The sequence below is a fragment of the Photobacterium atrarenae genome, from assembly GCF_024380015.1.
In the GTDB taxonomy this organism is placed as follows: domain Bacteria; phylum Pseudomonadota; class Gammaproteobacteria; order Enterobacterales; family Vibrionaceae; genus Photobacterium; species Photobacterium atrarenae.
In genome coordinates, this window is record NZ_CP101509.1 from 942539 (window position 1) to 968286 (window position 25748).

Genomic DNA, 25748 nt, shown 5'->3' on the forward strand with positions numbered 1-25748 from the left:
GCATGCGCTTGTCGATATCCCAGCTTCAACAGTTATTGGCTCTGGCGGTTGAAGCCGCTGAGCAAGCGGGTGCCTGTATTGCCGGGTTTGATCGCAGCCGGTTGCAGGTTGGGCATAAATTCGGCGGCGATAGCCTGAGCTCACAGGTGGTCACTCAGGTCGACCTCGACAGCCAGGCCCGGATCCTCGCGGTGCTGGAGCCGACGTTGGCGCAGTATGATCTGGCGTTGCTGAGTGAAGAAAACGCCAGCGAGTTAGATGTTGCCGCGCATCCACGGCTGCATCAGCCTTACTTCTGGTGCATTGACCCGCTTGACGGCACCCTGCCGTTTATCGAAGCCGCGGCAGCGCCAGAGGAGCCCAACCCGTCAGCATCAGGGGCGTCCGGCTATGCCGTCGCGATTGCGCTGGTGGATCGAGCCGGGTGGCCGTGGCTTGGCGTGGTGCATGATCCGGCAACCGGTGAGACCTTTCAGGCGCTGAACCCAAGTGCGCCGCACGATGGCGCCCAGTGCCAGGTGCTGCGCAATGGTCAGCCCTGGCAGCCCGCAGTCACGGAGGCGCGCGGCCCGTTCCGGGTCTACGTCGATCGCAGTTTTCTACGTGATCCGCGCTATCCGGCTTGTCTGGAAATCCTGGAATCGATCGCTGCTCAGGCGGGTCTGCCACTGGCGGTAGTACATAACCGCGGCGCCGTGATGAACGCCATGGGGGTGATAACGCACGCATCTGGGTGTTATCTTAAACTACCCAAAGTTAGTAAAGGCGGTGGAAGCGTATGGGACTTCAGCGCTACAGCTGCAATTGCTCAGGTCTGTGGCACGGTTTGGGTCAGTGATATCGCCGGCCGGCCGCTGGATCTCAACCGACCGGACTCCAACTTTATGAACCATCGTGGGGTGTTGTATCTCAATATGCCGGATCCGGAGGCTGCTGCGACGCATCTGATTGACCGACTTGCGCCGCTAACATCTTGATCTCATATGCCGCTTCTTTTTATTGCTCGAGTAGAGCAAATATTCTAGATGTGACTCGCAACTCATTCCTTGTGTCATAGGTTTGTCAGCAAACTATCACGATGCAGGCACTGGGGAATTGATTGTCGCCGGAAATTTCTTTCCCTTCGCGAATGTCGTATTGAAGGTGCCTCAAAAGGCACCTTTTCTTGTCCGTATCAACCAGTAATGATCCAGGTTGGCGGACAGAAAAAAGCCAGAGACTGGGCTCTGGCTCAGGTTGCTTCTTTCAGACATGGAAGCCGAAGCTTGGCTCGTCACGATGAACGATATGCTCTGGCTTCAGTTTGCCGGTTATCGCATTTGCTCTAGGATAAACTGGTAGTGATTCGGGGTATCACATTCCTGAATGAACAGGGTTGGATACGTGTCGCTGTCCGGATCTGATCCGAGTTTTTTTTCGAATTCTAAATAGTCGCCGCCTCGATCTATGAGATTATTCTCGTAGATCCAGGTTAAGGTTTGACCGTTTGGCAGTTTGACCTCGTAATGGGTGTCAAATGTCCCTGGAACTGCATCTTGTGAAATACCGGTCGAGGTATCAAAACTTAAAAATCGGTCACTTCCCTGATACTGGTGCGCGACACCGCTTGAGAAGGTGCCTTCAAAATCACCATAGTCGACGTGATACGCAAAGCTAACTTGTCCGTTCATTTCATCGATGGGTGTGACTGAGTTGTTGCCGGCATCAAGACGAACCGTGATTTCGAGCGGTTTATCCCATGCTATTGGGGCGTGGCATTTTTGTTCCGCTCCGGACTCATGGCCAGTTATTTTTGCTTGCCAGGCTTGATACAATGCTTCCGCTTTCTCTTTATCGTTGATGAGCAGACCATGGCCGTTTTCTTCTGCGACCAGTAAGACATCACGGTTGCTTGACATTAAACGCCACGACAGGGATTCATCGTCTTCCGGGAATTGAATCGCCAGGTTTTGATGTCCGTCGGTGTCTACAATGGCCCAGTTTGCTTCGAATCCACCTTCTGAATCTTTGATCTGCACCGTGCCTTCTTTCTCATCAGAAAACACCAGCTCACCAAGCATCGGTTTAGGGTTTTTGCTTGAAGAATCATCGCTGAGATAATACCACGTCTGGCCTTCGAAAGATGTTGCCTGCATGTCGGTACGCTGGTAAGCATCAGCTGTAACCCAGAAGTGCAAATCATGAATGCCTTGTCTCACATTGGCAAGGGTCAGCAAGATATTTTCAGATGAGTAAATGAACTCATCTTCTTCAATGACATCACCGTCACCCTTGATGAAAATGCTGGACCCTTCAATGGAATAGTCAGTCTTCTCATCTTCGCCTTCAAATGAAATCGTGCCATCCTTGAAGGTGGCTTTCGCAATACCCTCTTCCGAGAAATAGGCTTCATTGAAGCTTGCGATAGACCACGCGGCTTTCTTTTCCAGATGCTGTTGCAGGTCTTTGATGATATTTTCCTGAACCACGTTTCCTTCCGGATCAAGCCTCAGGACGATGTCGTTCAAATTATCGAGCGTGTTTTTATTGGCATGCTCATGAATGGTTTCTTGTGCTTTTTGGATAACCTGATCGGCCTTTGTCAATTCAACGCCGGCGACAGAGCGGGCAATGAAATGTGCTTTCACGGCATCATCATTGGTTTCTTTGAGCTCAATGTAATCGCCTGAAATGACGGTTTCATCAAGATCCAGAGCAATAGCTAACTCACTGAGGGAAATCTTTTTCTGAAAGGCCAGTGTGGTAAAGGGAGTCACGACATCATTGTCGGCGCTTGCTAACATGGCGTAACTTTGCAGGAGGCGTGAGCTTGGGTTATCACTGTCTACCGTTTTGCCGGCAATAATATTCGCGATAATAGGGTAGCCTGACTGTGCTCCACTTAATTCGAAAGTCCCTTCACTATTGGTAAAGCCAACTTTTTCATCATCATCGCACTTTTCATTCTGGTTTTTATCAATGCAAATCTCTGCGTTTGCCAGGTAACCATCAATGACTTTGATCGTTTTCTTCTGTGCCGTTTCTTCTTGAGGCTGTGTTTTTGAGTCAGAAGACCCGCCACAGGCGGTTAAAGTTAACGCGGAGAGGATAGATGTGGTAATCAGTGTTTTATTAATTTTCATTATTTCTCTGAATGTTTACTGTGAATGATATATCCATCTGTGATTTATATGAGACGGTGCTATTAAGCGCTTGGTATCATAGATTTAAATTGTTTAACTATCAATAAGATATGATTAAATCATGATTTTAAATTGACGGCCGGAACCCTCGGTTGTTTTGAGCGATGTCAGTAACATCATCCGGTGTTGTATAGGAGTAAACGCTTATCGATGGGTTGGTTTAAAAATAACTCTGAATATATGACTGATGAATTAAGTCAGAAATGATTGGCTGGAATGTCCAGGTCAATCAAGACGAAATGTTTTTCGGAAAGCCTAAATGAACGCCACGGTGATAACGATATGCGCTGCATTGGATGCGCGTATCGTATTCACCCTATGGACTTCACACGTTGACAAGAGAGGCTTGACTTAGGGGGGATCGTTGCTAATGTGAATTTTGTGGCATATGTTTGCAGTGGACAGCCGCAAGCATAGGCAACTGAATTGACCATGCCGTTGTGCTGCCCGTATCACTTACCGGCTTATCCAATTGAATGCTCCGTTTTGTTGCTATCCAATCGCGCTTCCCTGTTGATGTTTGGGTATTGTCACACAAAAGAACAATAACATTTAACGACGATATCAAAGAGGGTACATCTTATGGACAACGTAGCCATCAGCCGGACACAACTGGGCGGGGAATCGCCAATTGTGGCATCGGAAATGTTTGAATCCTGTATCTACACAGGCTTATTCGGCACCATTGACTCTGCCCGTATGGAGGCGATCACGGACAAACTAACGAAAATGATCGAGTCTTCCGACAATCAATTTGTGATCATTGATCTGACCAATGTCGATGCCATTGATACCTCCGTTGCATCGCAACTGGTCCGTACCGCAGATACTATGGTGCTGGTAGGGGTGAAACCGGTTTTTTGCGGTATCAGGGGGCTGTTGGCCCGCACGATGGTATCTGCAGGCGTGGATTTGGGGCGGCATGATATCGTCAGAGACTTAAAAGCAGCGGCGTTACGTTGTCTAGAGCTATCCGGATACAAGTTATGTCCGATTGCGTAAGGCAATTACCGCGCTGTCCTGAGGCCGTCAGTTTGAGCCTCGTTGTGCAGAGTGAAGCTGATGTATATGCTGCGGCTGCGCACTGCAAGAGCGCCGCACTCGGTCTGGGGATTTCAGAATATCGGGCAAGCATGTTTGGTATGGCCGTTTCTGAAATCGCCATGAATACCGTTCGGTACGCCGGCGGCGGCTGCGTTCTTGTCAAAGTGATGCCGCGCGGTGTGGACGCCACCGTAGAAGATCAGGGGCCTGGCATAGCCAGCCTGTCGCAAGCTTTTCAGGATGGCTATTCGACTTTCGCCGGGCAGAGCCTCGGATTGGGGTTGGGGGCGGCGTCCCGTTGTGTGGATGAACTGACGGTATATCGATCCGATGCAAACGGCACCGCGGTAGGTTTGCGGCAATACCTTCCCGTCTCCGACGAGGACGTGACGGTCCGGGCGATTTCTCATCCGGCAGTGAATGAAATCTATAACTGCAACCGGTATGTGCTGAAGGACTACCAAGGCGATAAAACCCTGATCGCGCTGATCGATGGTGCCGGAGACTGCGGTGGCAGGGCAGAGGCTGCCCGCATTGCGAATTTCATTGCCGAGACGGTTCGGTCCTGTTTTTCGTACCCGCTTGATGAGATGGTCAGGCAATGTCATGCGGCGTTGGTGCAGGACAGCATAAGTTCGAGGTCGAACAAAGCGAAGGTTTGCCTGCTTCGTGTGACGCCAGGTGAGATCGAGTATGTCGGTATTGGCCTTCCCTGCGCGCGCTGGCTATATGGCAATGACGAACCATTTCCGGTTCAGCCTGGCGATCTGGGAAAGTTCATGCCTGAGCGCATTGATGTGTACACAGTCCCTCGGCCGAGTCGGTTCTGCCTGGCGCTTCATTCGGCGGGTATTGTCTGGCGCGAACCGGTCAACTTCATTGGCGACAACAGACGGCGTGATTTATACGGGCTGGTACAATCTCTGTTTGACGCCTGTGCTGAGGCAACGATTGATGCCACCATTATTGTGGTTCGGGGAGGATGTCATGAATGATGCATCAAGCCAAACGGCAACCTTAAGACAGTTGCTATCCGGGATTATCGGCACTGTGCCATTCGGGATCCTCACTTTTTCCGATCAGCGGGAAGTTAATATCATTAATGCCCAGGCGGTGACATTACTGGGGTTCGGCGATACGGCACCCAGGGAAGTCCTTGATCAAGATTATCTGGAAGTGCTGCAACACGCGCCGGACCTGCTGGATCAGGTTGACAAGCTGTTTTTCCATGGCAAGTACCGCGAACTGGACTTGAAGAATGTAACCGTTCAGGGGAGAAATCTGAACATTAAGTGTCGCGCCATGATGAAAGGCGTCCTGATCGTGCTGGAAGATATCACAGAAGACAATGCTTTGTTGTACCGGGCGACGCATGATGCTCTGACACAGCTGATAAACCGGCAGCACTTTGAAGACTGTGTCAAAGATATGTTAGGCAAAGCGGTGTCGTCTCAACGGTATGGCGCGCTTGTTTTTATGGATCTCGATAATTTTAAGCCCGTCAATGATTCCGCTGGGCATGCGACGGGTGACGAATTATTGCGACGGATCGCAACCTTGTTAAAAAGCCGGGTGAGAAGCGGTGATTTACTTGGCAGGATTGGCGGGGATGAGTTTGCGATTTTACTCGATAACTGCTCTCCCGGAGATGCCGTATCCATTGTGGAAGATATCCGGAAAAAGGTGGAAAGGCTGGTGTTCTCAAACCAGGGGCTCCCGATTCGGATCACCCTTTCTGCCGGGATCGCACCTTTTCAGACCCATGCGGCGCCCGATATCAGCAGGCTGCTCAGTGTCGCCGATACTGCTTGTAAGATCGCCAAAGACGAGGGGAGAAACCGCGTTCATGTGATCGATGACGAGCATGGTGAGTTTGAAACCTATATCAAAAGCGTCAAATGGCTTGATGAGCTTCACCAAGCTATGGAAAACGGTATGCTGTTGCTGTACGGGCAAAGAATTGATGGCATCGGCGCGTCCCTGGACAAGCCATACTATGAAGTCCTGCTCCGGCTGAGAAAAAGTGATGATGAAATTGTGGGACCGCAATCATTTATCCCGGTTGCAGAGCGGTACCATATGATGCCGGAGATTGACCGGTATGTGATGGCTTCCCTGTTTCGTACCATGGGCAGCCGCGCAAAATGCACTTATTCGGTGAACCTTTCCGGACAAACCATCTCTGATATCGGCTTGGTTCGTTTTATCGAGAAAATGCGAAATACCTATGTCTTTGACCCGAAATGTATTGTTTTCGAAATTACGGAAACGGCAGCCATCAACGATTTTGAAAAAACGCTTCAGGTGATGTCACTGCTGAAACAGCAGGGGTTTCAGTTCTCGCTAGATGACTTCGGCACCGGACTCTCTTCCTTCAGCTATTTAAAAGCGTTGCCGATTGATACGCTGAAAATCGATGGCCTTTTTGTGAAAGGGATGGCAACCGATCAAGTTTCTTACCAAATGGTGAAATCCATCCATGATGTTGCGCACGTGATGGGCTTACAGACAGTCGCAGAATTTGTGGAAAACCAAGCCATCTACGACTGCCTTGCCAAAATCGGGGTGCAATATGCGCAGGGCTACCATATTCATAAACCGGAGCCGCTCGCTCAATTGGGTTTGCTTAAGCAGGAGAAAGCGGCGGCGGTCAATTAATCGTGTCCCTTAGAATGTAAAACCGTTATCGCTTCCGAGTATCAGCGCCGTGGGCAATGTTTGAGAGGCTCTACTCGTGTAACCCAACCACCTGCGCCGTGGTTTCGCTCAGGGTAAATTTCCCTTTTGCATCTTTGGTGACCCGCCCCAGGGCGATATCCGGGTCGTGGGTCAGGACAACGCGTCCGCTACGGCTCAGTAAATCGCTCAGCAGCGCTTCTTTTTCTTCAATGAGTCCTTCGGGGAAGCGGTCGTAGCCCATGGTGATCGGCAGGTGGACCCAGGGTGCGCCGGGGATCAGATCGCCGGTGAAGACCACCGGGCCGTTTGGCATGGCGATTTCCGGCAGGATTTGTCCCGGTGTGTGGCCGTCACTGAAGTGGAATCGCCAGTCTGGCCCCAGCAGTGGCAGCTTGCCGTCATCATCGACCAGAATTACGCGGCCGCTGAGGGCCAGTGGTTCGAGGATGTCGGCCAGATACGAGGCTTTATCGCGTGAATGCGGGTTCATGGCACGCGCCCATTGGCGCTTGCCGGTGATAAATTGCGCGTTGGGAAACAGCAATTCGGGTGGACTGTCGGGTTGCCAGGCAGAGAGCAGGCCACCGGCATGGTCGAAATGCAGGTGCGTTAAGATCACCAAATCGATGTCTTTGTGGCTCAGGCCGTGCTCGGCCAGGCTGTCGAGCAGAACGTGGTGTTCTTCCTGAACGCCGAAGCGGGTTTTCATCTCCGGCGAGAAGAAAGCGCCGATCCCGGTTTCAATCAGGATGTTTCGCTCAGGCTCTTGAACCAGCAGGGCGCGGCAGCCTAACTGGATGCGGTTGTGTTCGTCCGCTGTCATCCAGCGGCTCCACAGGGCTTTTGGGGCGTTGCCGAACATTGCGCCGCCATCGAGTTTCTGGCTGTTGCCGGTTAAGGTAGTTAGGGTACGCATCGTGTCTTCCTTGATCATCATTATAAGTCGGAACAGCGCAAAAAGGCACCGGGGCTGGGAGAGCTGTCCCGGTGCGGCTTGATGCTGTTCAGGCGATTGTTAGCTGTTGTTCAGGGCTTCTTCATCTTTCTCTTTGACCCTAAAGCGCAGAATATGCGTGCGCTCAATCAGGATATAGAGAATCACCCCGGTGGCCAGTCCCCAGCTGGCGCCATACACCGCCAGCACAACCCCCATGGTCCCGGCGATCCCGCGCTCGGTATTGGTGTTGAGTTGCTCCAATCCTACCATCAGGCAGATATAGCCGGTCAACAGCAGGGTCAGTGAGAGGGCAATCGGCAAGACCGGCTGGAAGAAGCTGACCAGCGGTAGCGCAAACAGGGCGATAAAACCGGTGATCCAGAAGGTACCTGCGCCACTGTAAATTGAGTCCATCGCTTCGCGGCCATGCTTGTAGCGCTCGGCCATGGTGGCGGCAACGGCGGTCCAGAGCGGACCGGCCAGACCGGGGTATGGCGCAAAGAACGCATGCAGGGCATTACGTAGGGCCGTGACCAGGTGTACCCGGTCGATGTTGTTTTCAATTACTTCATCGGTACGCAATTCATCGGCGCGCTGCATCAGTGACTGGCCGACAATGATGTCACCAAAGGCAATAATATAGGCGATCACCGCTGTCGGGATTGCCATCAGGAATACATCGAATCCCGGAAAGCCAACACTGAACGGCAGGTATTGCCACATTCCGGCAAAATCAGGCGCGGTGATGCCCCAGCGGACATCCGGCATCGGGTACTCCCCTACGGCGATCCCGACTCCAATCGCGATGACCATCCCGGGCACCATGCCGTAGTTGACGATTTTCTTCGCCATCGGTACCCGCTCCAGCAGTCCTTTGAACGAGACCGAGAACATCAGGTAGAGACAAATCAGGCTGCCGATCACCAGCGAGATCGGGGTCGCGGCCAGGCGGCCACCGCTGGAGATCTCCCCCATCAGGGCGGCGATCCCGGCACCAATGATGATCCCGCCTTTGAGCGAGTTCGGCACCAGCTTGACCATGGTCGAGCCGAGCCGGGTAACGCCTAATATCAGGAAGATGACAAACACCAGCAGTTGCAGGGCAAACAGGGCCTGAATCGCCGCCGGGCCCGGTTCAAAATCGCCGAGGAACAGCAGCACTACCGGAATGCCGGGAGTGATCCAGCCGGGAACAAACGGGACCCCCAGCAGTGCGGGCAGCATAAAGCCGACGCCGCATACCACGACATAGGCCAAGGCTATGTCGTAGGGAAGGCCGAGGTATTTTTCCAGCAGCGGGATCATGGCCAGGCTGACCACAAACATGATCAGGGCCTGGAGCATCTCCGCGAACTCCCAGCGGTAATGGATAAAGGGGATACGTACTTTGAAAGGACCCAGTGGCCAGTACGGCTGCTCGGACCCCTGCTGTCGTTGATAAACCTGCATGCGATCTTCCTTGTTCTGTGTGTTCACGGATTGGATTGTTGTTGTAATCGGGTGGTGCGGTTGCTCAGACAGAGCAGGCGGCAGCCCGCTCTGCCTAGGGTTCAGGCTTTCTTCGCCCAGTCGCGCAGGACATATTTCTGCACTTTACCGGTCGAGGTTTTCGGGAGGTTGGTGAAAACAATGGTCTTCGGAATCTTAAAGCCCGCAAGGTGCTGGCGACAGTAATCGATAATTTCCTCTTCGGTGGCGTATTCGCTCTGCTTGAGGGTGACAAAGGCGCAAGGGGATTCGCCCCATTTCTCGTCCGGCTTGGCAACCACGGATACCTCCATGATGGCCGGGTGTTTATACAGCACATCTTCCAGCTCGATGGTGGAAATATTCTCGCCGCCGGAGATGATGATATCTTTCAGCCGATCTTTGATTTCGATATAGCCGTTGGGGTGGCACACCCCGAGATCGCCGGTATGGAACCAGCCGCCCTCAAAGGCTTCCGCGGTCGCGGTCGGGTTTTTCAGGTAGCCTTTCATCACTGTGTTGCCGCGCATGAAAATCTCACCGATGGTTTTGCCGTCTTTGGCGACCGGTTTGAGGGTCTGGATATCGGCGACCATCACTCCTTCCAAAGTCGGATAGCGTACCCCCTGGCGGGATTTCAGCGTCGCGCGCTCTTCCAGGCTGAGTTCGTCCCACTCTTCATGCCAGGCGCACACGGTCACCGGGCCGTAGACTTCGGTCAGGCCGTAGACGTGCGTGACTTTGATCCCCATTTGCTCGATATCACCAATCACCTGGGCGGGAGGCGCGGCACCGGCCACCATGGCCTCGACCGGGTGATCAATCGCCGCTTTGGCGGTTTCCGGCATATTGATCAGGGCGTTGAGGACAATCGGTGCACCGCACATGTGGCTGACCCGGTGTTCGCGGATCAGCGTCAGGATTTTTTGCGGGTCGACCCGGCGCAGGAATACATGGACGCCGGCCAGCGCAGTGACGGTCCACGGATAGCACCAGCCGTTGCAGTGGAACATTGGCAGGGTCCACAGATAGACCGGATGCTGACCCATTGACCAGGTCATCTGGTTGCCCAGCGAGTTGAGGTAAGCGCCGCGGTGGTGGTACACCACACCTTTCGGGTTGCCGGTGGTGCCGGAAGTATAGTTGAGGGAGATGGCCTGCCATTCATCACTCGGCCACTGCCAATCGTAGTTGGGATCGCCCTCGGCCAGAAAAGCCTCGTAGTCGAGCTCGCTGGTGGCGGCACCTTCGCCGTATTCCGGATCGTCGACGTCAATGACCAGCGGCGGGTTGTCCAGCATGGTGATAGCGTCGCGGATCACGTCATGAAACTCGCGATCGCAGATCAACACCTTGGCTTCACCATGGCCCAGCATAAAGGCGATGGCTTCGGCATCGAGACGAACGTTCAGGGTATTGAGCACCGCCCCAATCATTGGGACGCCGAAGTGGGCTTCCAACATGGCCGGGATATTGGGCAGCATCACGGCCACGGTATCACCTTTGCCGATCCCGCGCCCGGCCAGCGCAGATGCCAGTTGGCGGCAGCGCTGATAGGTTTCTGACCAGTTACGGCGGATTGCGCCGTGAATGACGGCCGGGTAGTCAGGGTAGACCGCCGCCGTGCGCTCAAGAAAGCTCAGTGGCGTGAGTGCGATGTGGTTGACGTCACAAGGTGTCAGACCCGTCTCATACATAGACATGCAGTTTCCCTCTTTCTTGTCTGTTATTCCGTTATCAGGATTATCGAAAATTTAATGTTTTGTTAACATGTGGTAATTTATAGCAAGCCAGAACGAATTATGGAAATAGCCTATAGTCGTATAGTATTTTTACTATACGGCTGTGGCGGGTGTCGGCTGAGTAGGTTTTTTTAAGGCCCAGCAATATTTTTCAAGGAATTGATAGCAAACGATGGCAGGCGAACAGGGACGGCTTTATCTCGATTTGTGGTTGCGGTTACTCCAGCAGGGCGCGGCAGCCGAGCAGGCGGCGGCCTTGTGTCGTTATGCCGAGTCCTGGCCCGGGGTCAGCCAGGCATACTGGCTCAGTTGGCAGCCCCAAGAGCAGATTTATGCCCATGACGGCGGCGGACCGGCACTGCCGCCGGGCCAGGGCGATCCGCTTAAAGCCAGCGATGCTGCCCTGTTTGAACAACTCAACCGGGATACGTGCCTGTCGCTTGCCGAAGTGCGTCAGGAACAAATGTGGTTGTCCGGCCGGTTGCGCCGGGCGGGGCTGGCTCAGGGGACACTGATCGCGTTGACCCCGGTCACCCCCGGGGTGCTGGTGGTTGCAACGTCCACCGAGCAGCAAGCAGATGCATTACCGGCGATGGCCACGCTGTTGCAAACTTTACTTATCAACCGGCCGAAACAGGCCCCGGAAGTGGTGCTGTTACAGCGTGACCCCTTGCCCGGTCTTCGGTTCAATCACTTTGGTGTCCCGTTGGCAATGAACGCGGCGATGCAGCAATTGCTGGCGCACCAGCCTGAATCCGGACTCTCTGAGATGTTGCCGGTCAACTATGCCCAGCTGATCACGGCTTGTCTTGAGCAGGGGCGGGCGATTGGCGAGGTGGAATCCGCCTGGGCCGAAAAATTCTTGCTGTGGCAGTTTATCCCGGAGCCCTCGCTGGATACGGTGATGGTGCGCTGCCGTGATGCGACCGCAGAAATTCGCCGCAAGCGTGAAGCGGCGGTGGCCTCACGGTTGTACCGGTTGATCACCGAAAATACGACTGACTTGATCTCCCGCCATACCCCGGATGGCCGCTTTCTTGATGCCTCCCCGGCCTCCTGGATCCTGCTGGGTTACTGGCCGGAAGCGCTGCGGGGACGTCCGGCGCATTCGCTGCTTCACCCCCGGGATCGGGGGCGTTCCCTGTTTCAGGCGGCAGAAGCGCTGGCACGGGACGGCTACCTGACCCTGACCTACCGGATCCGCCATTGTGACGGGCACTATTTATGGTTCGAAACGGCTTGTCGTGGGATCCGCGAAACCTATACCGGTGATGTGGTCGAGATTGTTTGTATCTCGCGGGACATTACAGCCCGGGTGCGGGCAGAGGAAGAGAACCGCCGGCTGGCGGAAGTGGTCCGGGCCAATACCGATCTGGTGTTGTTTATCGACTCGCAATGGCAGCTGAGTATGGTGAATCCTGCGGCTCGCCGGGCGCTGGGGATCCGGGGTGATAAAGACCTGCCATCGCTGGTTGACTTGCTGACCCCGGAAGATTTTCAACGGCTGCGCCAGCAAGGCTGGTCCGGCGCAATCCAGCGCGGTGCCTGGGCAACGGAAGTCCGGCTGTTGCCGTTGGGGTCGGATAACGGTTTTGTGGTGTCTTTAGTGTTGCTGGCCCATAAAGGGGCCGGTGGTCAGTACTACTTTTCGCTGGTGGCCCGGGATATGACCGAGCGAGAGCTGCGCGAAGCGGAGCAGCGCCGACATCAGGATGAACTGGCGCACACTGCCCGGTTGATCACCATGGGTGAGCTGGCTTCCGGTATCGCCCATGAGATTAACCAGCCGCTGGCGGCGGTGATGAATTATGCCAGTGCCAGTCAGCGTTATCTGAAGGCCCTTGAAGAGCGGCCTGAAAATGTTGCCCGGGTTGCCGAAGGGTTGCGGTTGATTGCGGATCAGGCCCGCCATGCCGCGGCGGTGATCAGCCGGCTGCGGGGGTTTTTGCGTAAAGGCTCGCGTAACATCCAGCCGCTGGCGATTGATACTGTGGTGCGTGAGGCGATGGATTTATGTGCCTGGGAGGCCAGTCGTCATCAGGTGACACTGCAATATGTTCCGGATCAAGCACCGCGAGGCCTGCAGCCGGAAGGGAAGCTATGTGAGTCGGAGCTCCCGATGGTTTACGGTGATGCTGTGTTGATGGAGCAGGTGCTGGTCAATTTGCTGCGCAATGCCATTGAGGCCAATTGGGAGCAAGCGCCGCAGCAGGCATCGCGGGTGGTGATCCGGGTGGCTGTTGAAGGCGACAAACTCTGTTTGAGGGTGAGCGATCAAGGGCCGGGATTGCCGGACGAGGCGCGGGAAAAGCTGTTTACCCCGTTTTATACCAGCAAGCCCGATGGCCTGGGGCTGGGACTGTCGATGAGTCGGACCATTGCCGAAGGGTTTGGCGGCGGTCTCGATGTTGATGCGTCTGATGGGGTAGGATTGACCTTTTGTTGTTGGCTCCCGTTGCGGCTCAGGGGTGAGAACGTGCCGTCGCGTGGTTAGGGCTGGATTGAATAGGCTAAGGAGAAGCAATGCTGAGTGAGCAGATTGTCTATGTCGTCGATGATGATCAGGGAATGCGGGATTCGACCCTGTGGTTGTTCGAGTCGGTCGGGTTGAAAGCTGTGCCCTTTAGCAGTGGCCAGGCATTTCTTGAGGCGTGCGATCCCAAAGCCAATGCCTGTGTGTTGCTGGATATTCGGATGCCCGGGATGGGTGGGTTGCATGTGCAGGAAGAAATGCGTCGGCGCGACATTCACCTGCCGGTGATTTTTGTCAGCGGCCATGCCGATGTGCCGATTGTGGTACGGGCATTTAAAGCCGGTGCGGTGGATTTTATCGAAAAACCCTATAATGAGCAGTTACTGCTCGATAGTGTCCAGCAGGCCCTGAATAGCAAGACAACTGTGACCGTCAGCTATACCAAGCAGGCTGTTCAGGAGCAGCTGGCCGGGCTGACACCGCGGGAGCAGGATGTCTTTTTGCCCCTGGTGCAGGGCTTTACCAATCGGGAAATTGCTGAGCAGTTAGGGATCAGCGTCAAAACCGTTGACTTGTATCGCTCCCGGGTGATGAAGCGCCTGGCAGCGGATCACCTGCCAGCGCTGGTCGGCATGGCGATTGCCGCGGGTCTGGTTGATCCCCTGGATCTGCGGGCGAAATAGCAACGGCGCTACCCATTTTTACCTGTCTCCTGAGAAATTCCAGGAGTTGTTTAATTCCCCCTCCTTTTCTTCGTACGCGCTGTGGATTGTCTCAAGATGGGACAACTTGAGTTGTGAAGATACGTTTTACTTAGGAAGAAGGTCGTACAGGGTCTTGGCAGAAGCCAAGCGCCCGGCAGAAGCGATCCTACGAATCATAAAACGACTCAGGAGGCGGGTATGAGCCAGCTAAAAGCGGCGATGATTGAGAAGTTTAAGGCGCATTTCCAGGGGGCGATTTGTCTCCCCGATGATGAAAATTATGATGAGCTGCGCGAGATCTGGAATGCGATGATCGACCGAAAGCCGGCGGTAATAGCCCAGTGTACCTCGGCCGAATGTGTCGTCCAGGCGGTCAATTTTGCCCGCGAGCATGATCTGCTGGTCTCGATTCGTGGCGGTGGCCACAACATTGCCGGGAATGCCGTCTGTGACGGCGGGATCATGATCGATCTCTCACCGATGAATCAGGTGATCGTCAATCCCAATACCTGGCGGGCCATTGTTGAGCCGGGCTGCACCCTGGGAGATTTTGACAGCGCAGCGCAGGCGCACGGGCTGGCAACGCCATTGGGGATCAACTCTACCACCGGCGTTGCCGGTTTAACATTGGGGGGCGGGTTTGGCTGGCTCAGTCGAAAATACGGCATGACAGTTGATAACTTATTGGCAGTGAACATGGTCACAGCGGATGGCCACCAGGTGAGGGCCAGTGCCACCGAGAATGACGATTTGTTCTGGGGAGTTCGCGGCGGCGGCGGGAATTTCGGTGTGGTGACCAGCTTTGAGTATGCGCTGCACCCGGTTGGCCCGGACGTTTTGAGCGGGCTGATCGTCTTTCCGTTTGCCCAGGCGAAGCAGATCCTGACGCAGTTTGCCCGCTTTACCGAAACCATGCCGGATGAGATGAATGTCTGGATGGTCACCCGCAAGGCGCCACCCCTACCGTTCCTGCCGGAAGCGGTGCACGGGAGTGAAATTATTGCCTTGGCAATCTTTTATATTGGCGATCCGGCAGAAGGCGAAAGCTTAATTGCACCGCTGCGGGAATTTGGCACACCGCTTGGTGAGCATATCGGGGTGCAGCCTTTTGTTGATTGGCAACAGGCGTTTGATCCATTGCTCACCAAAGGGGCCCGCAATTACTGGAAGTCCCACAATTTTACCAAGCTGACGGATGAAGTGCTGGATGTGCTGATTGAATACGCCAGCCAGCTGCCGTCCGATCAATGTGAAATCTTTATCGGTACCATTGGGGCACAAACTGGACGGGTTGCACCGGATGCGATGGCTTACTCCAGTCGTGATGCCAACTATGTCATGAATGTCCATGCCCGGTGGGAGACGGCCGCGGAAGATGAAGCCTGTATCGGCTGGTCGCGGGCGTTTTTTGCCAAATCCCAGCCGTTTGCCAGTAGCGGAGCTTATATTAATTTCCTCACCCATGATGAGGGCGACCGGGTCGCGTTTGCTTACGGGAGTACTTATGAGCGGCTGGTGGAGATTAAACAGAAATATGATCCGACCAATCTGTTCCGGATGAATCAGAATATCAACCCAGGCTGAATCCCTTGCCCGGGCCGTTATCCTGCGGCGGTATCGACTGATCCGCCGCGGGTCGGTCAGATCGTCAGGCGCTGACTGCTCATCAGGATGACGGCGTTTCTTCATGTGATCGGTTCGCTTTGATATGGCTGATGGAATTTAAGAAACAGTCAGGGGGTTCATGGCTGCTTCAACCATGAAAGTGAATAACTATAGCGGGGGCTCATAGGCGGCTGCCAAATGAAACAAATAAATTATGGGATCGGAGTATGATTTTAAGCGGTCGTTATTTAACCGCAAATAAACAGATCAGTTAAACATCGAAAGCTCATCTCGCTTCAGGAAAAACAAATATGAAGATGTAATCGAATACATTGTAACTTGTATTTTTCATGGGTATAGATAGAGGCTTTATTCTTCCCGCTGGTTAATGACTGTTTTATTGTTAGATGAAAATCACTGAAATTGATAAATTTATATATAAGGGGTCATTTTTGACTTATTTGTTTACCTAAACATTACATTTGAGTGAATATCTTTTCTTAATTTTGACATTCGTCCCATGATCACATGTCACCATTTTTATTCATGCATTAACTATGGATAATGCGTGGCAAATTTGAGCAAGCGATTGCATATATTGATGAGTTTAACAGTTGGTGTCGTGGAGGCCTTATGGCTGTGTTGCATATGCATTGCCCAAAATGCAAGCAAGAACAAATGTTTATGCGCTCAAAAAGGACGGTGATTGAGCGGCTACTGAAGAAAAACAGCATGAAAGTCACTTGTCATGTTTGTGAATCTCAATTTTGGCACAAACCGTTTGATGAGCATAGATTGAAAGAAATTTAACGTTGTGATGACATCACGGCCGGGGCAGATACTGTGCTGTGAATTGGTCATTGAACGTCATGGCTGTCGTTAAACTTGTGGTTTAACACCAATGGACAAGAAGAGCACGGAATCATGAAGAAGTGGTATTTACTGTACTGCAAAAATAACGAGATTGAACGAGCGATTGTGAACTTAGAGCGAATAGGTGTTGCATGTTATACACCATTCGTCAATAAAGAGGTCATTCGGCGTGGGAAGAAAGTGGTGGTCAAAACACCGTTATTTCCGTCTTATTTATTTGTCCAATTTGATTATGAGTGTGGTCCAAGTTTTACCACGGTTCGTTCCACTCGTGGGGTTGCTGACTTTATTCGGTTTGGCCAGACTCCCAAAGAAATTCCACCTGAGTTGATCACCCAGATTCAGCTGCGAAATGTGAACACGGAAGTGGCCTTGATTGCCGGCGATAAAGTGAAAGTGAATCAAGGGGCGATACAGGAAGTTCAGGCAATTTTCCTTGAGCCGGATGGCGACAAACGTTCAATGCTGCTGCTTCATATGATTAACCGTGAAGTCAAAGTCAGCGTCGATAATAAAAATATTCGCAAAGTGGTGTAATACCGGGCCGGGTCCTAAACAACACATAGACCCGGCTATGTGTTGTCCATATTGATAGTTGCAGATCAGGTTCTCAGGTGATCATTAACGATGATATGCACCACTGCGTTCGGGTTGCTCGAGCACTGCTTCGATCCGTACATGTAACATGCCGCCACCGGGTTTGGGCCACTCAATGGAATCGCCGACGGATAATCCCAGTAAGGCACTGCCAACCGGTGCAAGGATAGAGATCCGATCAGCTTTTCCCTCGGTCTCATTCGGGTAGACCAGGGTCAGGCAGAAGGGCTCCTGGGAAGATTCCACCACAAAACGGACCGTGGAGTTCATGGTGACGACATCGGCCGGGATCTCCTCCGGGGCGACAATATCAGCACGATCCAATTCTGCTTCCAGAGCTGCTTTGCCGGGGTGCGATGCATCCGACAGGTTTTCCAATAAGCTATCCAGCCTTTCGGCATCCAGAGAAGAAATGGTAATACTGGGTTGCTTGGTCATTATTTCACCGTTATCTGATTGAAAATGTTATACAGTGCCCGGCAGAGCTAAAATATCAGCTCCGGGAAAATGCAATATGCGGTACGGAAATGGCTTCTATGATGTCTGCAGACACTGTGAGCGTGCGAAGAGGCACGAATACCAATCGAGTAAATAATTGGTCATCCTAGCTTGTTAAAACGCTCGACTACTGCGTTTTTCCGGCGCTATTTCTGAATACTGATTTACAGTGATTGGTATAAGTGATGGTAGCTGAAATTCCGTGCTATAACAAACAGGTTGCGTATTTTGGTGGACAGGCCCTCTACACTTAACCGAAGGGGGCAAGCATGATCCAAGCACTGTTTTTCGATCTCAGTTGCAACCCTATCGTCTGGTCCACTCCAATATTTGCTCAGAGTTTAGTGAGTTTGACTCTCATGATCCTAACGCCGTTTCTATCAGCGGCGCTGAAACCGGACTGAATTATGCTGCGCTGGCGGTCGGCTTACAGGCGTGCCTGGTTATAACCGGCAAATATCAGCCCGGCGATGAAAACTCGCTTTCACCCCCTTGCTAATGTGTCGACTCAGTCATCAAGGTAGTGGAGTGGGTTTTAGTATGCCACTTCATAGCTCAACAAATCACCTGATAATCATCGGGCAATTGCAGAAGCGGTAGTGGTCTAACCACTACGCTCTCGTTTCCATAGCTAAGTTTAGTTCATCTTTTTTCAAGACGCTTTTGCACGTGCAGCGAAAGTGCCGAATCTGACGATTGGAAAGCTGCCTCAAAGAGAACAATATATTGAAGAATTGAGAAATATCCATGATGCTACCTATTACTCACCAATGGATACTTTAGGTGTAGTTGCTGTCAGTGTTACCAACAGCTAATACGAACAGTGTCACATAGGTACAAGATCGCCGAAACGCTCTTTTTAGAAGACACTTAGTAAGTCAGGTTCAAAATGTAAGCCATGTAAACCATGCTCTTCACAGAGAGTTTTAAATGTTTCTGTGGCGTATAGTGTTTGGCATCCTTGTAGTCGAGACTTAAAAAGAAGTCGATCTTTTATATCGTCTTCGTCAAAGTACAATGTCTCTAAGCCATCCTCGATACCATCAAGGTATTTTTTAACGCATAGAGATTCATCTTCGACGGCGAAAGATAGACAGTTGAAAATAAAAGCATGCTCACCTTCAATTGATATCGGTAAGAATTCACCTTCTTTCTCTAGAGCAGGCTTTAGTATGTTGTAGGCATTGTCCCGAAGCACCAAGTATGTGCTGGCCCAAAGAGAAACATCGGGTAATGTAGAGTTCTTACCCAAAACATCGCTAAATGAAGCAGAGACATTAGCCCAAATTGGTAACAATGATGTATTTTGAGAGCGCTGTTTATGTATGGTCATCATGTGTTGCTTACCTATTGCGGCAAATAGCTCTGATGGACCAAGTTGGAGTCCTTGATATTCTTTAGGTAGTTCTTTCAACTGATAAACGTTCATTAATCACCTTCCCACTCCGGATTTTTCTTCGCCATTACCTCATCAGGATAAGTCGAGTTTTTTAATTTATTTTTAATATTTCTAAGCCGATTCAAAAACACTTGCTCCGGCAGCATATCATTGCTCAAGTTTTTTACGATCCAAGTTTCATAATTATACCGATGGATCTGCTTATGAGAAGGGGCATCAGGCGTTGTCCAGTGGCCAGAATCTTTTCTGTTGCGTGGCAACCAAACCCCGTTGCGAGGGTCATTAATACCAATACCGAAGATATGAAGGTTAAGGCGAGCCGACATCATTTCCATTTGTCTGAATCGCCCTGCCCCCATGATGATATGGTGAGGATCATGCCGTGGGCTAGGTTTGTGCTCTCCAATACTTGTTAAGTTACGAGATAGCACATTTGTTGGATGATGAGGCTCTTGCATCAATTCCTCAGGTGTTTTTTTTGAGCTGTTTTCTCGATATTCAGTCAATGAACTTTGTAAATATGCCTGTGCAGAAAGATTACGTCTTAGTAGCTTTAAATGTTCAAAATCTTTCTTTGCTTCCTTCGAGTCGTGAGCTTTGTTGTTTGCTAATCGTTTGAATAGCCACCGACTCAGTAGACACTAATTAACCTTTCTTCATACCGCTTTTCATACTCTACTGGTGACAACTGATTATTGGAACCGTGTCTGCGTTTGACGTTGTAGAACATCTCGACATATTCGAAGATATCCATCCGCGCTTCTTCCCGAGTGGAATAGATCTTTCGCTTCACTCTTTCCCTTTTCAGTAACTGGAAAAAACTTTCAGCTACCGCATTGTCATGGCAGTTGCCCCGACGGCTCATGCTTGATTCCAGACCGTGCTGCTTTAAGAATTTATCCCAGTCATGACTTGTATACTGGCTTCCTTGATCGGAATGCACGAGTACCTTCTCTGACGGTGAGCGTCGCCATATCGCCATCAGGAGCGCGTCCAACACCAGCTCTTTCGTTATTCTGCTTTTCATCGACCAACCAATCACTCTCCGAGAGAACCGGTAGATTTCAAGGTAGTTGACCAGATTCTCTAATTAAGCGGCTCTTTTTTGACCGCCTTGTTGGTTGTTATCTGCCCTTTCAGGGTTTAGTGTTACCGCGCCGATCGGTGACCAGTCTCGAGTATCCTTAGCCCAACGCTCAGGGTGTTTGGCTTTTGCCAACTGATAAACAGTATGTCGCTTCGCCAACACCTTGGCATCCAGGTTGCGGTGCCTCTCCGCGGGCGTCACGAACTTAATCGCACTGTGGCGGTGCTCGTTGTTGTACCAGTTTACAAAGTTCAGCATCCATTCACGTGTTGCTGCCAGATCCTTGAAACCATGCGCTGGATAATCCGGGCGGTACTTAGTGGTACGGAACAATGACTCTGAGTAAGCGTTGTCATTGCTGACGCCGGGACGGTTAAACGATGTACTGATGCCCATTTCGTCTAACTTTGCGCGCAAGGTCAGTGACTTCATTGGCGCTCCGTTGTCTGAGTGCAGATAACGCGGTTTTACAAAGCAGCGTTCACTGAATGTCGCGCGCTCAATCAACTGAGAAGCTAGCGCACCACATTCACGGTCATGGACTTCCCAGCCAACGATCTTGCGACTGTAAATGTCAATGACCATATAGAGATACCAGTACAGGCCGCGGACATTCGATGGCAGGTAACTAATATCCCAAGTCCAGATCTCATTGGGCTTCGTCGCTACATGAGAGACTGGCTCCGTGGCGGGCTTGTGTGGTTTTGCCCGTCCTCGGTGGTGTAATTGATCATTGGCTTTCAGTACACGATATATGGTTGATTCACTAGCAATATAGTCTCCCTTATCAGCCAGTCGCGGCACGATTTGGCTGGGTGGTAAACTGGCATATTCAGCGTCATTGCAGACGTCCAGAATGTGCTGGCGCTCTTGCTTTGACAATTTATTCTTCGGCTCCGGTCGGATAGCCAGAGGGCGAAGATCAGCCAATACATGACCGTTTGACGTACGCCAGCGACGCAAGGTTCGTTCAGGCACTTGTATAAGTTCAGCTGTCTTGTACTGAGGCGCGCCATTAGCGACAGCTTCATCGAATAGCTGCAGTAACGTCTGGCGCTCATCGAGAGGGGTTAGTCGTCCTCGCCCTCGACTCCGTACAAGACGTTGAGCTTTTTTGACAGCACCAGCAGCGCAGCCGTTTCAGCAAGTGCTTTGTCTTTGCGGCGCAGTTCTGTTTCCAGTTTGCGGATGCGCTTTTTATCCGCTTTACGTTCAGTCTGCTCAGTTTTCTTGGACTGTTCAGCTTGAGCTGCGCCACTGATACAAGCGAGTTTCCATGCTTTAACTTGCTCGGGATACAGGCCTTTTTCACGGCAATATTGACTAAGTTCTGTTTCTGACAGACTGGCGGTTTCGATGACGGTGGCGAACTTGGCTTCTGCCGACCATTGTTCAGAGTTTTTTTCACTACCTGGCACAGGTTTACCTTCGGAACGGAGTTTACTGCGCCAATTGTACAACGTTGCTTCGCTGATGTGTTCTTCCGCGGCGACTTCCGGAATGGTCTTGTTATGCGGTGGCAGTAGCTTCTTTAAAATGGCGGCTTTTCTCTCTTCGGAATATCTTGGCATAGTATCCTTCGTTAGCCCTCCATTGCTGGATTTTTGGGCGATTTAAGATCTGGACATCTATCCTGACACCGGGGGGAACAGGTCAACGACGACTGCGAGGTATAGCCAACCTTCGTGAGTTTTTATATACGTGATATCGGTCACCCAAGACTGATTTGGAGCTGTCGGGTTGAACTCCCTGGCCAACTTATTCGCAACAACGACATTCTCTGTGCCCACTTTGAGCCTGGGTTTTCGATATCCTCTTTGCGACTGTAGGCCTTCTCGTTTCATCAAGCGGTGAACTTGGTTGATACCGCAACATTCACCTTCATCACGTAAATCACTGTATATTTTTCGATAGCCATAAACGCCGCCAGATTCCAGCCAGAACTGCTTGATGAGTCCGAGAAGGTATTTACGCCGTTTCTCCTGTCTGCTGTCGGGTTGCTTAAGCCAAGCATAATAACCACTTGGGTGGATGCTAAGGACTTTACACATACGTCGAACAGGCCAAACAGCCTGATTGGCTTTGATAAAGGCGTACCTCAGTCGGACTGGCTTGCGAAGTACACCGCGGCTTTTTTTAATATGTCCCTTTCTTCGGTGACTCTTTGCAGCTCCTTTTTGAGTCGACGAATTTCGGCACTTTCATCGGACTTGGCTTGATACTGGGAGGAATCTGGGCCGTAGCGTTTAATCCACGCATAAAGGCTATGCGTGGTAGTCCCTAAACGATTTGCCACATCGACTACACTATGACCTTTTTCAGTAACCTGTTTGACGGCTTCAACTTTGAATTCTTCTGGGTATCGCTTGCTGCTCATAAGCACCTCTCTGCTAGTCATTTTGTCTAACTAAAAGGTGTCTATCAAGTCGGTGGCTATTCAGTTTATTATGGCGAGTAATAGCCTCAACCTCATAGCGATGCACTGCTAACTCGAGAGGGGAGGGGTTCGACGGCCTCAATGGCAAAGGCATAGGTTTCTGTGATAGGGACACTTTCATACTCCACATGTTGCACTGCGATCCCAATATATATGCTCAATTTTTACCCATCAATGTGAGGTTTGTATTTTGGGTACAAAGTCTCGTAATTTCATTGTGTTACTGATAGCTATAGCATTTACTCCATTTACACAGTTGAGAACCTAAGACTGAAGAAAGCACATTTTTAAGTTGTCATGTTTGTGAAGTGGCACACTAAATTTGGCCACCTGAATAGAGGTGTCGATATGCATTCGACTACTTATGTGGTTAAGCTATGACCAAGCGTACAAGACGTACTTTCAGTGTAGAGTTTAAATTCGAAGCAGTGCAGCTTGCTCTCGACCAAGACTACACGGTGATTGAAGCAGCAAAAGTGAGTTGGTGGTGCAGAAGTGATGATATTACTTGTCTAGCCCATGTCTGTGAGTTTAAGTCTTGAAGCATGAAAACCGGATGGATTGAGAAAATGTTTTTCCAATTCTTCCGGTTTTGTTTTTCAAACCGCGTGGTCGGCTACAGCTAATCATTAACACCCTTATGAATTATAAAAAATCCCTTCTCTAAGATTGCAATTGATAACGTTATGTTTTTAAAGAGGTAAAAAAGTTTATCCACAAAAACAGTGGGTAACTTTACGGTGGGATAACAGGACGTTGATGGTTTTTTGAACGGTGGTTTGATGGCGGCGGCACCGCCTTGTTTGGAGAGACAGCACGGTGATTGGGGTGTGAAATATCTTTCTATGCCATCAGAGTTGTTGCGCCGTCAGTTTGAGCCGGTTCATAGTTTAATGAAATATGCTTTATAAGTATTCGGTTGCACGAATGGCCTTTGTTATCTTGGAGTTTGGATTGCTTTGTTGAGGGTGATGTATGCTGAGTCTGGCCCGTGCTATGAATTTGCGAAAGACCATTTTTACCGTTTTCTTTATTCCCACCATTTTGTTGCTCGGTGTCATTGGCTATCAAATCAAGCTGGCCAATCAGCAAGTGGCTGAGACGGAGCTGTCGCTGGAAACGGTTACCTTGTTTGAGTTGTATGATGATGTGGCGCATCAGTTTGCGGTTGAGCGCGGCTTAACTGCTGGCGTGATTGCTGCCCAAGGTAAAAGCCAACAGCGGGATGCATTGCTGGCGCAAAGGCACAAAGCAGATGCAGCCTACCAGCACTTGCTGGCATTTTCCCCGCAGCACCTGGAGCCGCAGGTGGTGGCAACCTTGTTGGGTGATGTAAAGCCAGAGCTGGACCGGCGTGAGACGATTCGCGGCCAGGTCGATCGGTTGTCCCTGACAGAGTCCCCATTTGCCTACTATTCAAATATCAACAAGCTGGCGCTGGATAATCTGGCGGTGGTGATGACCCAGCTCAGTGATCCGGATCTAAAGCAGGATATGCAGGGCTTACTGGCACTGCTGGTGATTAAAGAACAGGCCGGCATGGCCCGGGGCGCCCTGAACGGGGTGTTTGCCGGCAAGCAGTCGACGCCAGAACGATATACCCAAATCTCCAATTACTTGAGCGCTGAGCAATATGCGCTGCGACAGGCGAGAATGTTGCTCTCGGGAGATGCGCAGCAGCAGTTGCAGTCGATCCTGAGTGATTCAGTCTGGCAGCAAGTCATGACCATTCAGCAGCAATTTTTAGCGCAGCACGACAACCTTTCGGCGATTGACGGCCCGGAAGCCTCGGTTTGGTTCCCGCTGGCAACCCAGCGGATTGGCCTGATCAAGGCGCTGCGCGATGATGTTGCCAGCGAGATCAAGGCACATGCGCGACATCATCAGGCGGAAGCCAGCCTGATCCGTAATGTAATGATCGGTATTGTACTGTTGCTGGTGCTGCCGTTGGTACTGCTGACGATCAAAATGGTCAACTCGATGCGTGAACGGGTTGAGCAATTTATTGCTCAGCTGGATCGGATGGCATCGAATAACGATCTTTCCATTCGCCTCGACGACGGTCGGCGGGATGAATTTGGCCGGATTGCCAGTCATGTGGATCAACTGGCCAGTAGCTTGAGTGCGACGCTGCATAAGACATTGCGTTTTGCCAGTCAGACAGAAAAAGAGATGGCGGCAATGGTTGATCTGGTCGCCCGGGCGAAAGACTCCAGCCAACAGACTCATCTGCGATGTGACAACATTGCCACGGCAATGACGGAAATGGCGCAGACTAGTGAAGAGGTTGCCGGGATCACCGTCGATGCGCAGCACAGTACTGATCAGGTGAAAGATAACGCAGAAGCCTGTTTTGAACATAGTGATCGCTCATTCCAGTCTGCGACTGAATTGCTGGAGAATGTTGATCAGACGTTCGCCTGTATTGAAGCACTGGAAAAACAGATGGGGAGCGTGACGGAGATTTTAGACACCATCAATGCGATTTCCGAGCAAACTAACCTGCTGGCGCTGAATGCGGCGATTGAGGCGGCGCGTGCCGGTGAGCAGGGACGAGGGTTTGCGGTGGTGGCCGATGAAGTACGGACGCTGGCCCAGCGGAGTAAACAGTCGACAGAGGACATCCGTAAGCTGCTGGAAGGCATCGGCCAGAATGCCAAAGACTCCTTTGACAATATGCAGCAAAGCCGTGAAGCCAGTTATGAGGCTCAGGAAGTGGTGTCGGATACCAAGTCGCTGGTGGAGAAATTGATTTTGGCGGTGAACGAAATTGCCCAGTTTAATGTAAGTATCGCGACCGCATCCACAGAGCAGTCGCAAACGGCGAAAAGCGTTGATACCGATCTGGATGAGTTGCTGGAGCTGGCGGATAACACCAAAAAATCCATTGCCGATATTCATCAGGAAATGGCACTGGTGCAGGGACGGATGGCTGAGCTGATGGAAGAAGTCAGTCACTTTAAAATTGACCATCCGGAGCATGCGCCGATTGGGATGACTGCCCGATAACATCAGCAGCAGTGC

At 51.4% G+C, this 25748-nt stretch carries 17 protein-coding genes and 3 pseudogenes; 10 read left to right on the forward strand and 10 right to left on the reverse strand.

Annotation, left to right across the window (positions count from 1 at the left end; genetic code table 11):
- Positions 1-2 precede the first annotated feature (2 nt).
- On the forward strand, positions 3-977 hold the full coding sequence (locus NNL38_RS20345) for a 3'(2'),5'-bisphosphate nucleotidase CysQ family protein (RefSeq protein ID WP_255390690.1): 975 nt from the start codon (positions 3-5) through the stop codon (positions 975-977).
- A gap of 333 nt (positions 978-1310) precedes the next feature.
- Here NNL38_RS20345 and NNL38_RS20350 read toward each other — a convergent pair whose 3' ends face one another.
- Complete coding sequence (locus NNL38_RS20350) at positions 1311-3122, reverse strand: hypothetical protein (RefSeq protein WP_255390691.1); 1812 nt, start codon at positions 3120-3122, stop codon at positions 1311-1313.
- A 642-nt stretch (positions 3123-3764) separates the two neighbouring features.
- Between NNL38_RS20350 and NNL38_RS20355 the strand changes: the two genes are divergently transcribed.
- Genes NNL38_RS20355 through NNL38_RS20365 form a run of 3 tightly spaced genes read left to right on the forward strand, consistent with a single transcriptional unit; the run spans position 3765 to position 6884 of the window.
- Positions 3765-4184, forward strand: a complete 420-nt coding sequence (locus NNL38_RS20355) for an STAS domain-containing protein (RefSeq protein ID WP_255390692.1) — start codon at positions 3765-3767, stop codon at positions 4182-4184.
- Entirely contained in the window at positions 4169-5221 is a 1053-nt protein-coding gene (locus tag NNL38_RS20360; protein ID WP_255390693.1) for an ATP-binding protein, read from the forward strand. The genes NNL38_RS20355 and NNL38_RS20360 overlap by 16 nt, the downstream gene beginning before the upstream one ends.
- The gene (locus NNL38_RS20365; protein ID WP_255390694.1) at positions 5214-6884 is read left to right on the forward strand and encodes a putative bifunctional diguanylate cyclase/phosphodiesterase; all 1671 of its coding nucleotides are present in this window, start codon (positions 5214-5216) and stop codon (positions 6882-6884) included. The genes NNL38_RS20360 and NNL38_RS20365 overlap by 8 nt, the downstream gene beginning before the upstream one ends.
- Positions 6885-6954: 70 nt before the next feature.
- Here the strand turns inward: NNL38_RS20365 and NNL38_RS20370 are convergent, their stop codons facing one another.
- The 3 genes from NNL38_RS20370 to NNL38_RS20380 all read right to left on the reverse strand — a co-directional run bounded on the left by NNL38_RS20370 (position 6955) and on the right by NNL38_RS20380 (position 11012).
- A complete protein-coding gene (locus NNL38_RS20370) occupies positions 6955-7821 on the reverse strand; it encodes an MBL fold metallo-hydrolase (protein WP_255390695.1) in 867 nt (288 codons plus the stop codon).
- 99 nt (positions 7822-7920) lie between these two features.
- Positions 7921-9291 carry a solute carrier family 23 protein gene (locus NNL38_RS20375; RefSeq protein ID WP_255390696.1) on the reverse strand — a complete coding sequence of 457 codons (1371 nt, stop codon included), beginning with the start codon at positions 9289-9291 and terminating at the stop codon, positions 7921-7923.
- A gap of 101 nt (positions 9292-9392) precedes the next feature.
- Positions 9393-11012, reverse strand: coding sequence for an acyl-CoA synthetase (locus NNL38_RS20380; protein ID WP_255390697.1), 1620 nt, complete (start codon positions 11010-11012; stop codon positions 9393-9395).
- Positions 11013-11223: 211 nt separating this feature from the next.
- On the opposite strand from NNL38_RS20380, the gene NNL38_RS20385 reads away from it, so the two are divergent.
- The 4 genes from NNL38_RS20385 to rfaH all read left to right on the forward strand — a co-directional run bounded on the left by NNL38_RS20385 (position 11224) and on the right by rfaH (position 17243).
- Complete coding sequence (locus NNL38_RS20385; RefSeq protein ID WP_255390698.1) at positions 11224-13545, forward strand: PAS domain-containing sensor histidine kinase; 2322 nt, start codon at positions 11224-11226, stop codon at positions 13543-13545.
- A 29-nt stretch (positions 13546-13574) separates the two neighbouring features.
- The gene (locus NNL38_RS20390; protein ID WP_255390699.1) at positions 13575-14207 is read left to right on the forward strand and encodes a response regulator transcription factor; all 633 of its coding nucleotides are present in this window, start codon (positions 13575-13577) and stop codon (positions 14205-14207) included.
- 219 nt (positions 14208-14426) lie between these two features.
- Positions 14427-15812 (forward strand): FAD-binding oxidoreductase, encoded by a 1386-nt coding sequence (locus tag NNL38_RS20395; protein ID WP_255390700.1) that lies wholly within the window; start codon positions 14427-14429, stop codon positions 15810-15812.
- A 945-nt stretch (positions 15813-16757) separates the two neighbouring features.
- Positions 16758-17243: a transcription/translation regulatory transformer protein RfaH gene (gene rfaH, locus NNL38_RS20400; RefSeq protein WP_255390701.1), complete on the forward strand. Its 486-nt coding sequence runs from the start codon at positions 16758-16760 to the stop codon at positions 17241-17243.
- A gap of 84 nt (positions 17244-17327) precedes the next feature.
- Here the strand turns inward: rfaH and rnk are convergent, their stop codons facing one another.
- From rnk to NNL38_RS20430, 6 genes and pseudogenes are all read right to left on the reverse strand, one after another.
- Positions 17328-17741: a nucleoside diphosphate kinase regulator gene (gene rnk, locus NNL38_RS20405; RefSeq protein WP_255390702.1), complete on the reverse strand. Its 414-nt coding sequence runs from the start codon at positions 17739-17741 to the stop codon at positions 17328-17330.
- 919 nt (positions 17742-18660) lie between these two features.
- A complete protein-coding gene (locus NNL38_RS20410; RefSeq protein ID WP_255390703.1) occupies positions 18661-19230 on the reverse strand; it encodes a hypothetical protein in 570 nt (189 codons plus the stop codon).
- Positions 19230-19658 (reverse strand): AHH domain-containing protein, encoded by a 429-nt coding sequence (locus NNL38_RS20415; protein WP_255390704.1) that lies wholly within the window; start codon positions 19656-19658, stop codon positions 19230-19232. The genes NNL38_RS20410 and NNL38_RS20415 overlap by 1 nt, the downstream gene beginning before the upstream one ends.
- 173 nt (positions 19659-19831) lie before the next feature.
- Positions 19832-20254, reverse strand: a pseudogene (locus tag NNL38_RS20420) (IS3 family transposase); the annotation flags it as partial.
- Between the two features lie 36 nt (positions 20255-20290).
- A protein-coding gene (locus NNL38_RS20425; RefSeq protein ID WP_255387610.1) for an IS3 family transposase occupies positions 20291-21858 on the reverse strand; the annotation gives its coding sequence in 2 pieces (ribosomal slippage) (positions 20291-21405 and positions 21405-21858; 1569 coding nt in all).
- Between the two features lie 75 nt (positions 21859-21933).
- Positions 21934-22664: pseudogene (locus NNL38_RS20430) on the reverse strand (IS3 family transposase); the annotation flags it as partial.
- A gap of 437 nt (positions 22665-23101) precedes the next feature.
- Here NNL38_RS20430 and NNL38_RS20435 point away from each other — a divergent pair.
- Together NNL38_RS20435 and NNL38_RS20440 are read left to right on the forward strand one after the other, a co-directional pair.
- Positions 23102-23200: pseudogene (locus NNL38_RS20435) on the forward strand (transposase); the annotation flags it as partial.
- A gap of 520 nt (positions 23201-23720) precedes the next feature.
- Positions 23721-25733, forward strand: a complete 2013-nt coding sequence (locus NNL38_RS20440) for a methyl-accepting chemotaxis protein (protein ID WP_255390705.1) — start codon at positions 23721-23723, stop codon at positions 25731-25733.
- Positions 25734-25748 lie beyond the last annotated feature (15 nt).

Coding starts and splice junctions, on each gene's coding strand:
- NNL38_RS20345 (WP_255390690.1), top strand. CDS start 3: ATGCGCTTGTCGATATCCCAGCTTCAACAGTTATTGGCTCTGGCGGTT.
- NNL38_RS20415 (WP_255390704.1), bottom strand. CDS start 19,658: ATGCAAGAGCCTCATCATCCAACAAATGTGCTATCTCGTAACTTAACA.
- NNL38_RS20365 (WP_255390694.1), top strand. CDS start 5,214: ATGAATGATGCATCAAGCCAAACGGCAACCTTAAGACAGTTGCTATCC.
- NNL38_RS20410 (WP_255390703.1), bottom strand. CDS start 19,230: ATGAACGTTTATCAGTTGAAAGAACTACCTAAAGAATATCAAGGACTC.
- NNL38_RS20380 (WP_255390697.1), bottom strand. CDS start 11,012: ATGTCTATGTATGAGACGGGTCTGACACCTTGTGACGTCAACCACATC.
- NNL38_RS20370 (WP_255390695.1), bottom strand. CDS start 7,821: ATGCGTACCCTAACTACCTTAACCGGCAACAGCCAGAAACTCGATGGC.
- NNL38_RS20350 (WP_255390691.1), bottom strand. CDS start 3,122: ATGAAAATTAATAAAACACTGATTACCACATCTATCCTCTCCGCGTTA.
- NNL38_RS20385 (WP_255390698.1), top strand. CDS start 11,224: ATGGCAGGCGAACAGGGACGGCTTTATCTCGATTTGTGGTTGCGGTTA.
- NNL38_RS20440 (WP_255390705.1), top strand. CDS start 23,721: ATGAATTTGCGAAAGACCATTTTTACCGTTTTCTTTATTCCCACCATT.
- NNL38_RS20395 (WP_255390700.1), top strand. CDS start 14,427: ATGAGCCAGCTAAAAGCGGCGATGATTGAGAAGTTTAAGGCGCATTTC.
- NNL38_RS20360 (WP_255390693.1), top strand. CDS start 4,169: ATGTCCGATTGCGTAAGGCAATTACCGCGCTGTCCTGAGGCCGTCAGT.
- NNL38_RS20355 (WP_255390692.1), top strand. CDS start 3,765: ATGGACAACGTAGCCATCAGCCGGACACAACTGGGCGGGGAATCGCCA.
- NNL38_RS20390 (WP_255390699.1), top strand. CDS start 13,575: ATGCTGAGTGAGCAGATTGTCTATGTCGTCGATGATGATCAGGGAATG.
- NNL38_RS20375 (WP_255390696.1), bottom strand. CDS start 9,291: ATGCAGGTTTATCAACGACAGCAGGGGTCCGAGCAGCCGTACTGGCCA.
- rfaH (WP_255390701.1), top strand. CDS start 16,758: ATGAAGAAGTGGTATTTACTGTACTGCAAAAATAACGAGATTGAACGA.
- rnk (WP_255390702.1), bottom strand. CDS start 17,741: ATGACCAAGCAACCCAGTATTACCATTTCTTCTCTGGATGCCGAAAGG.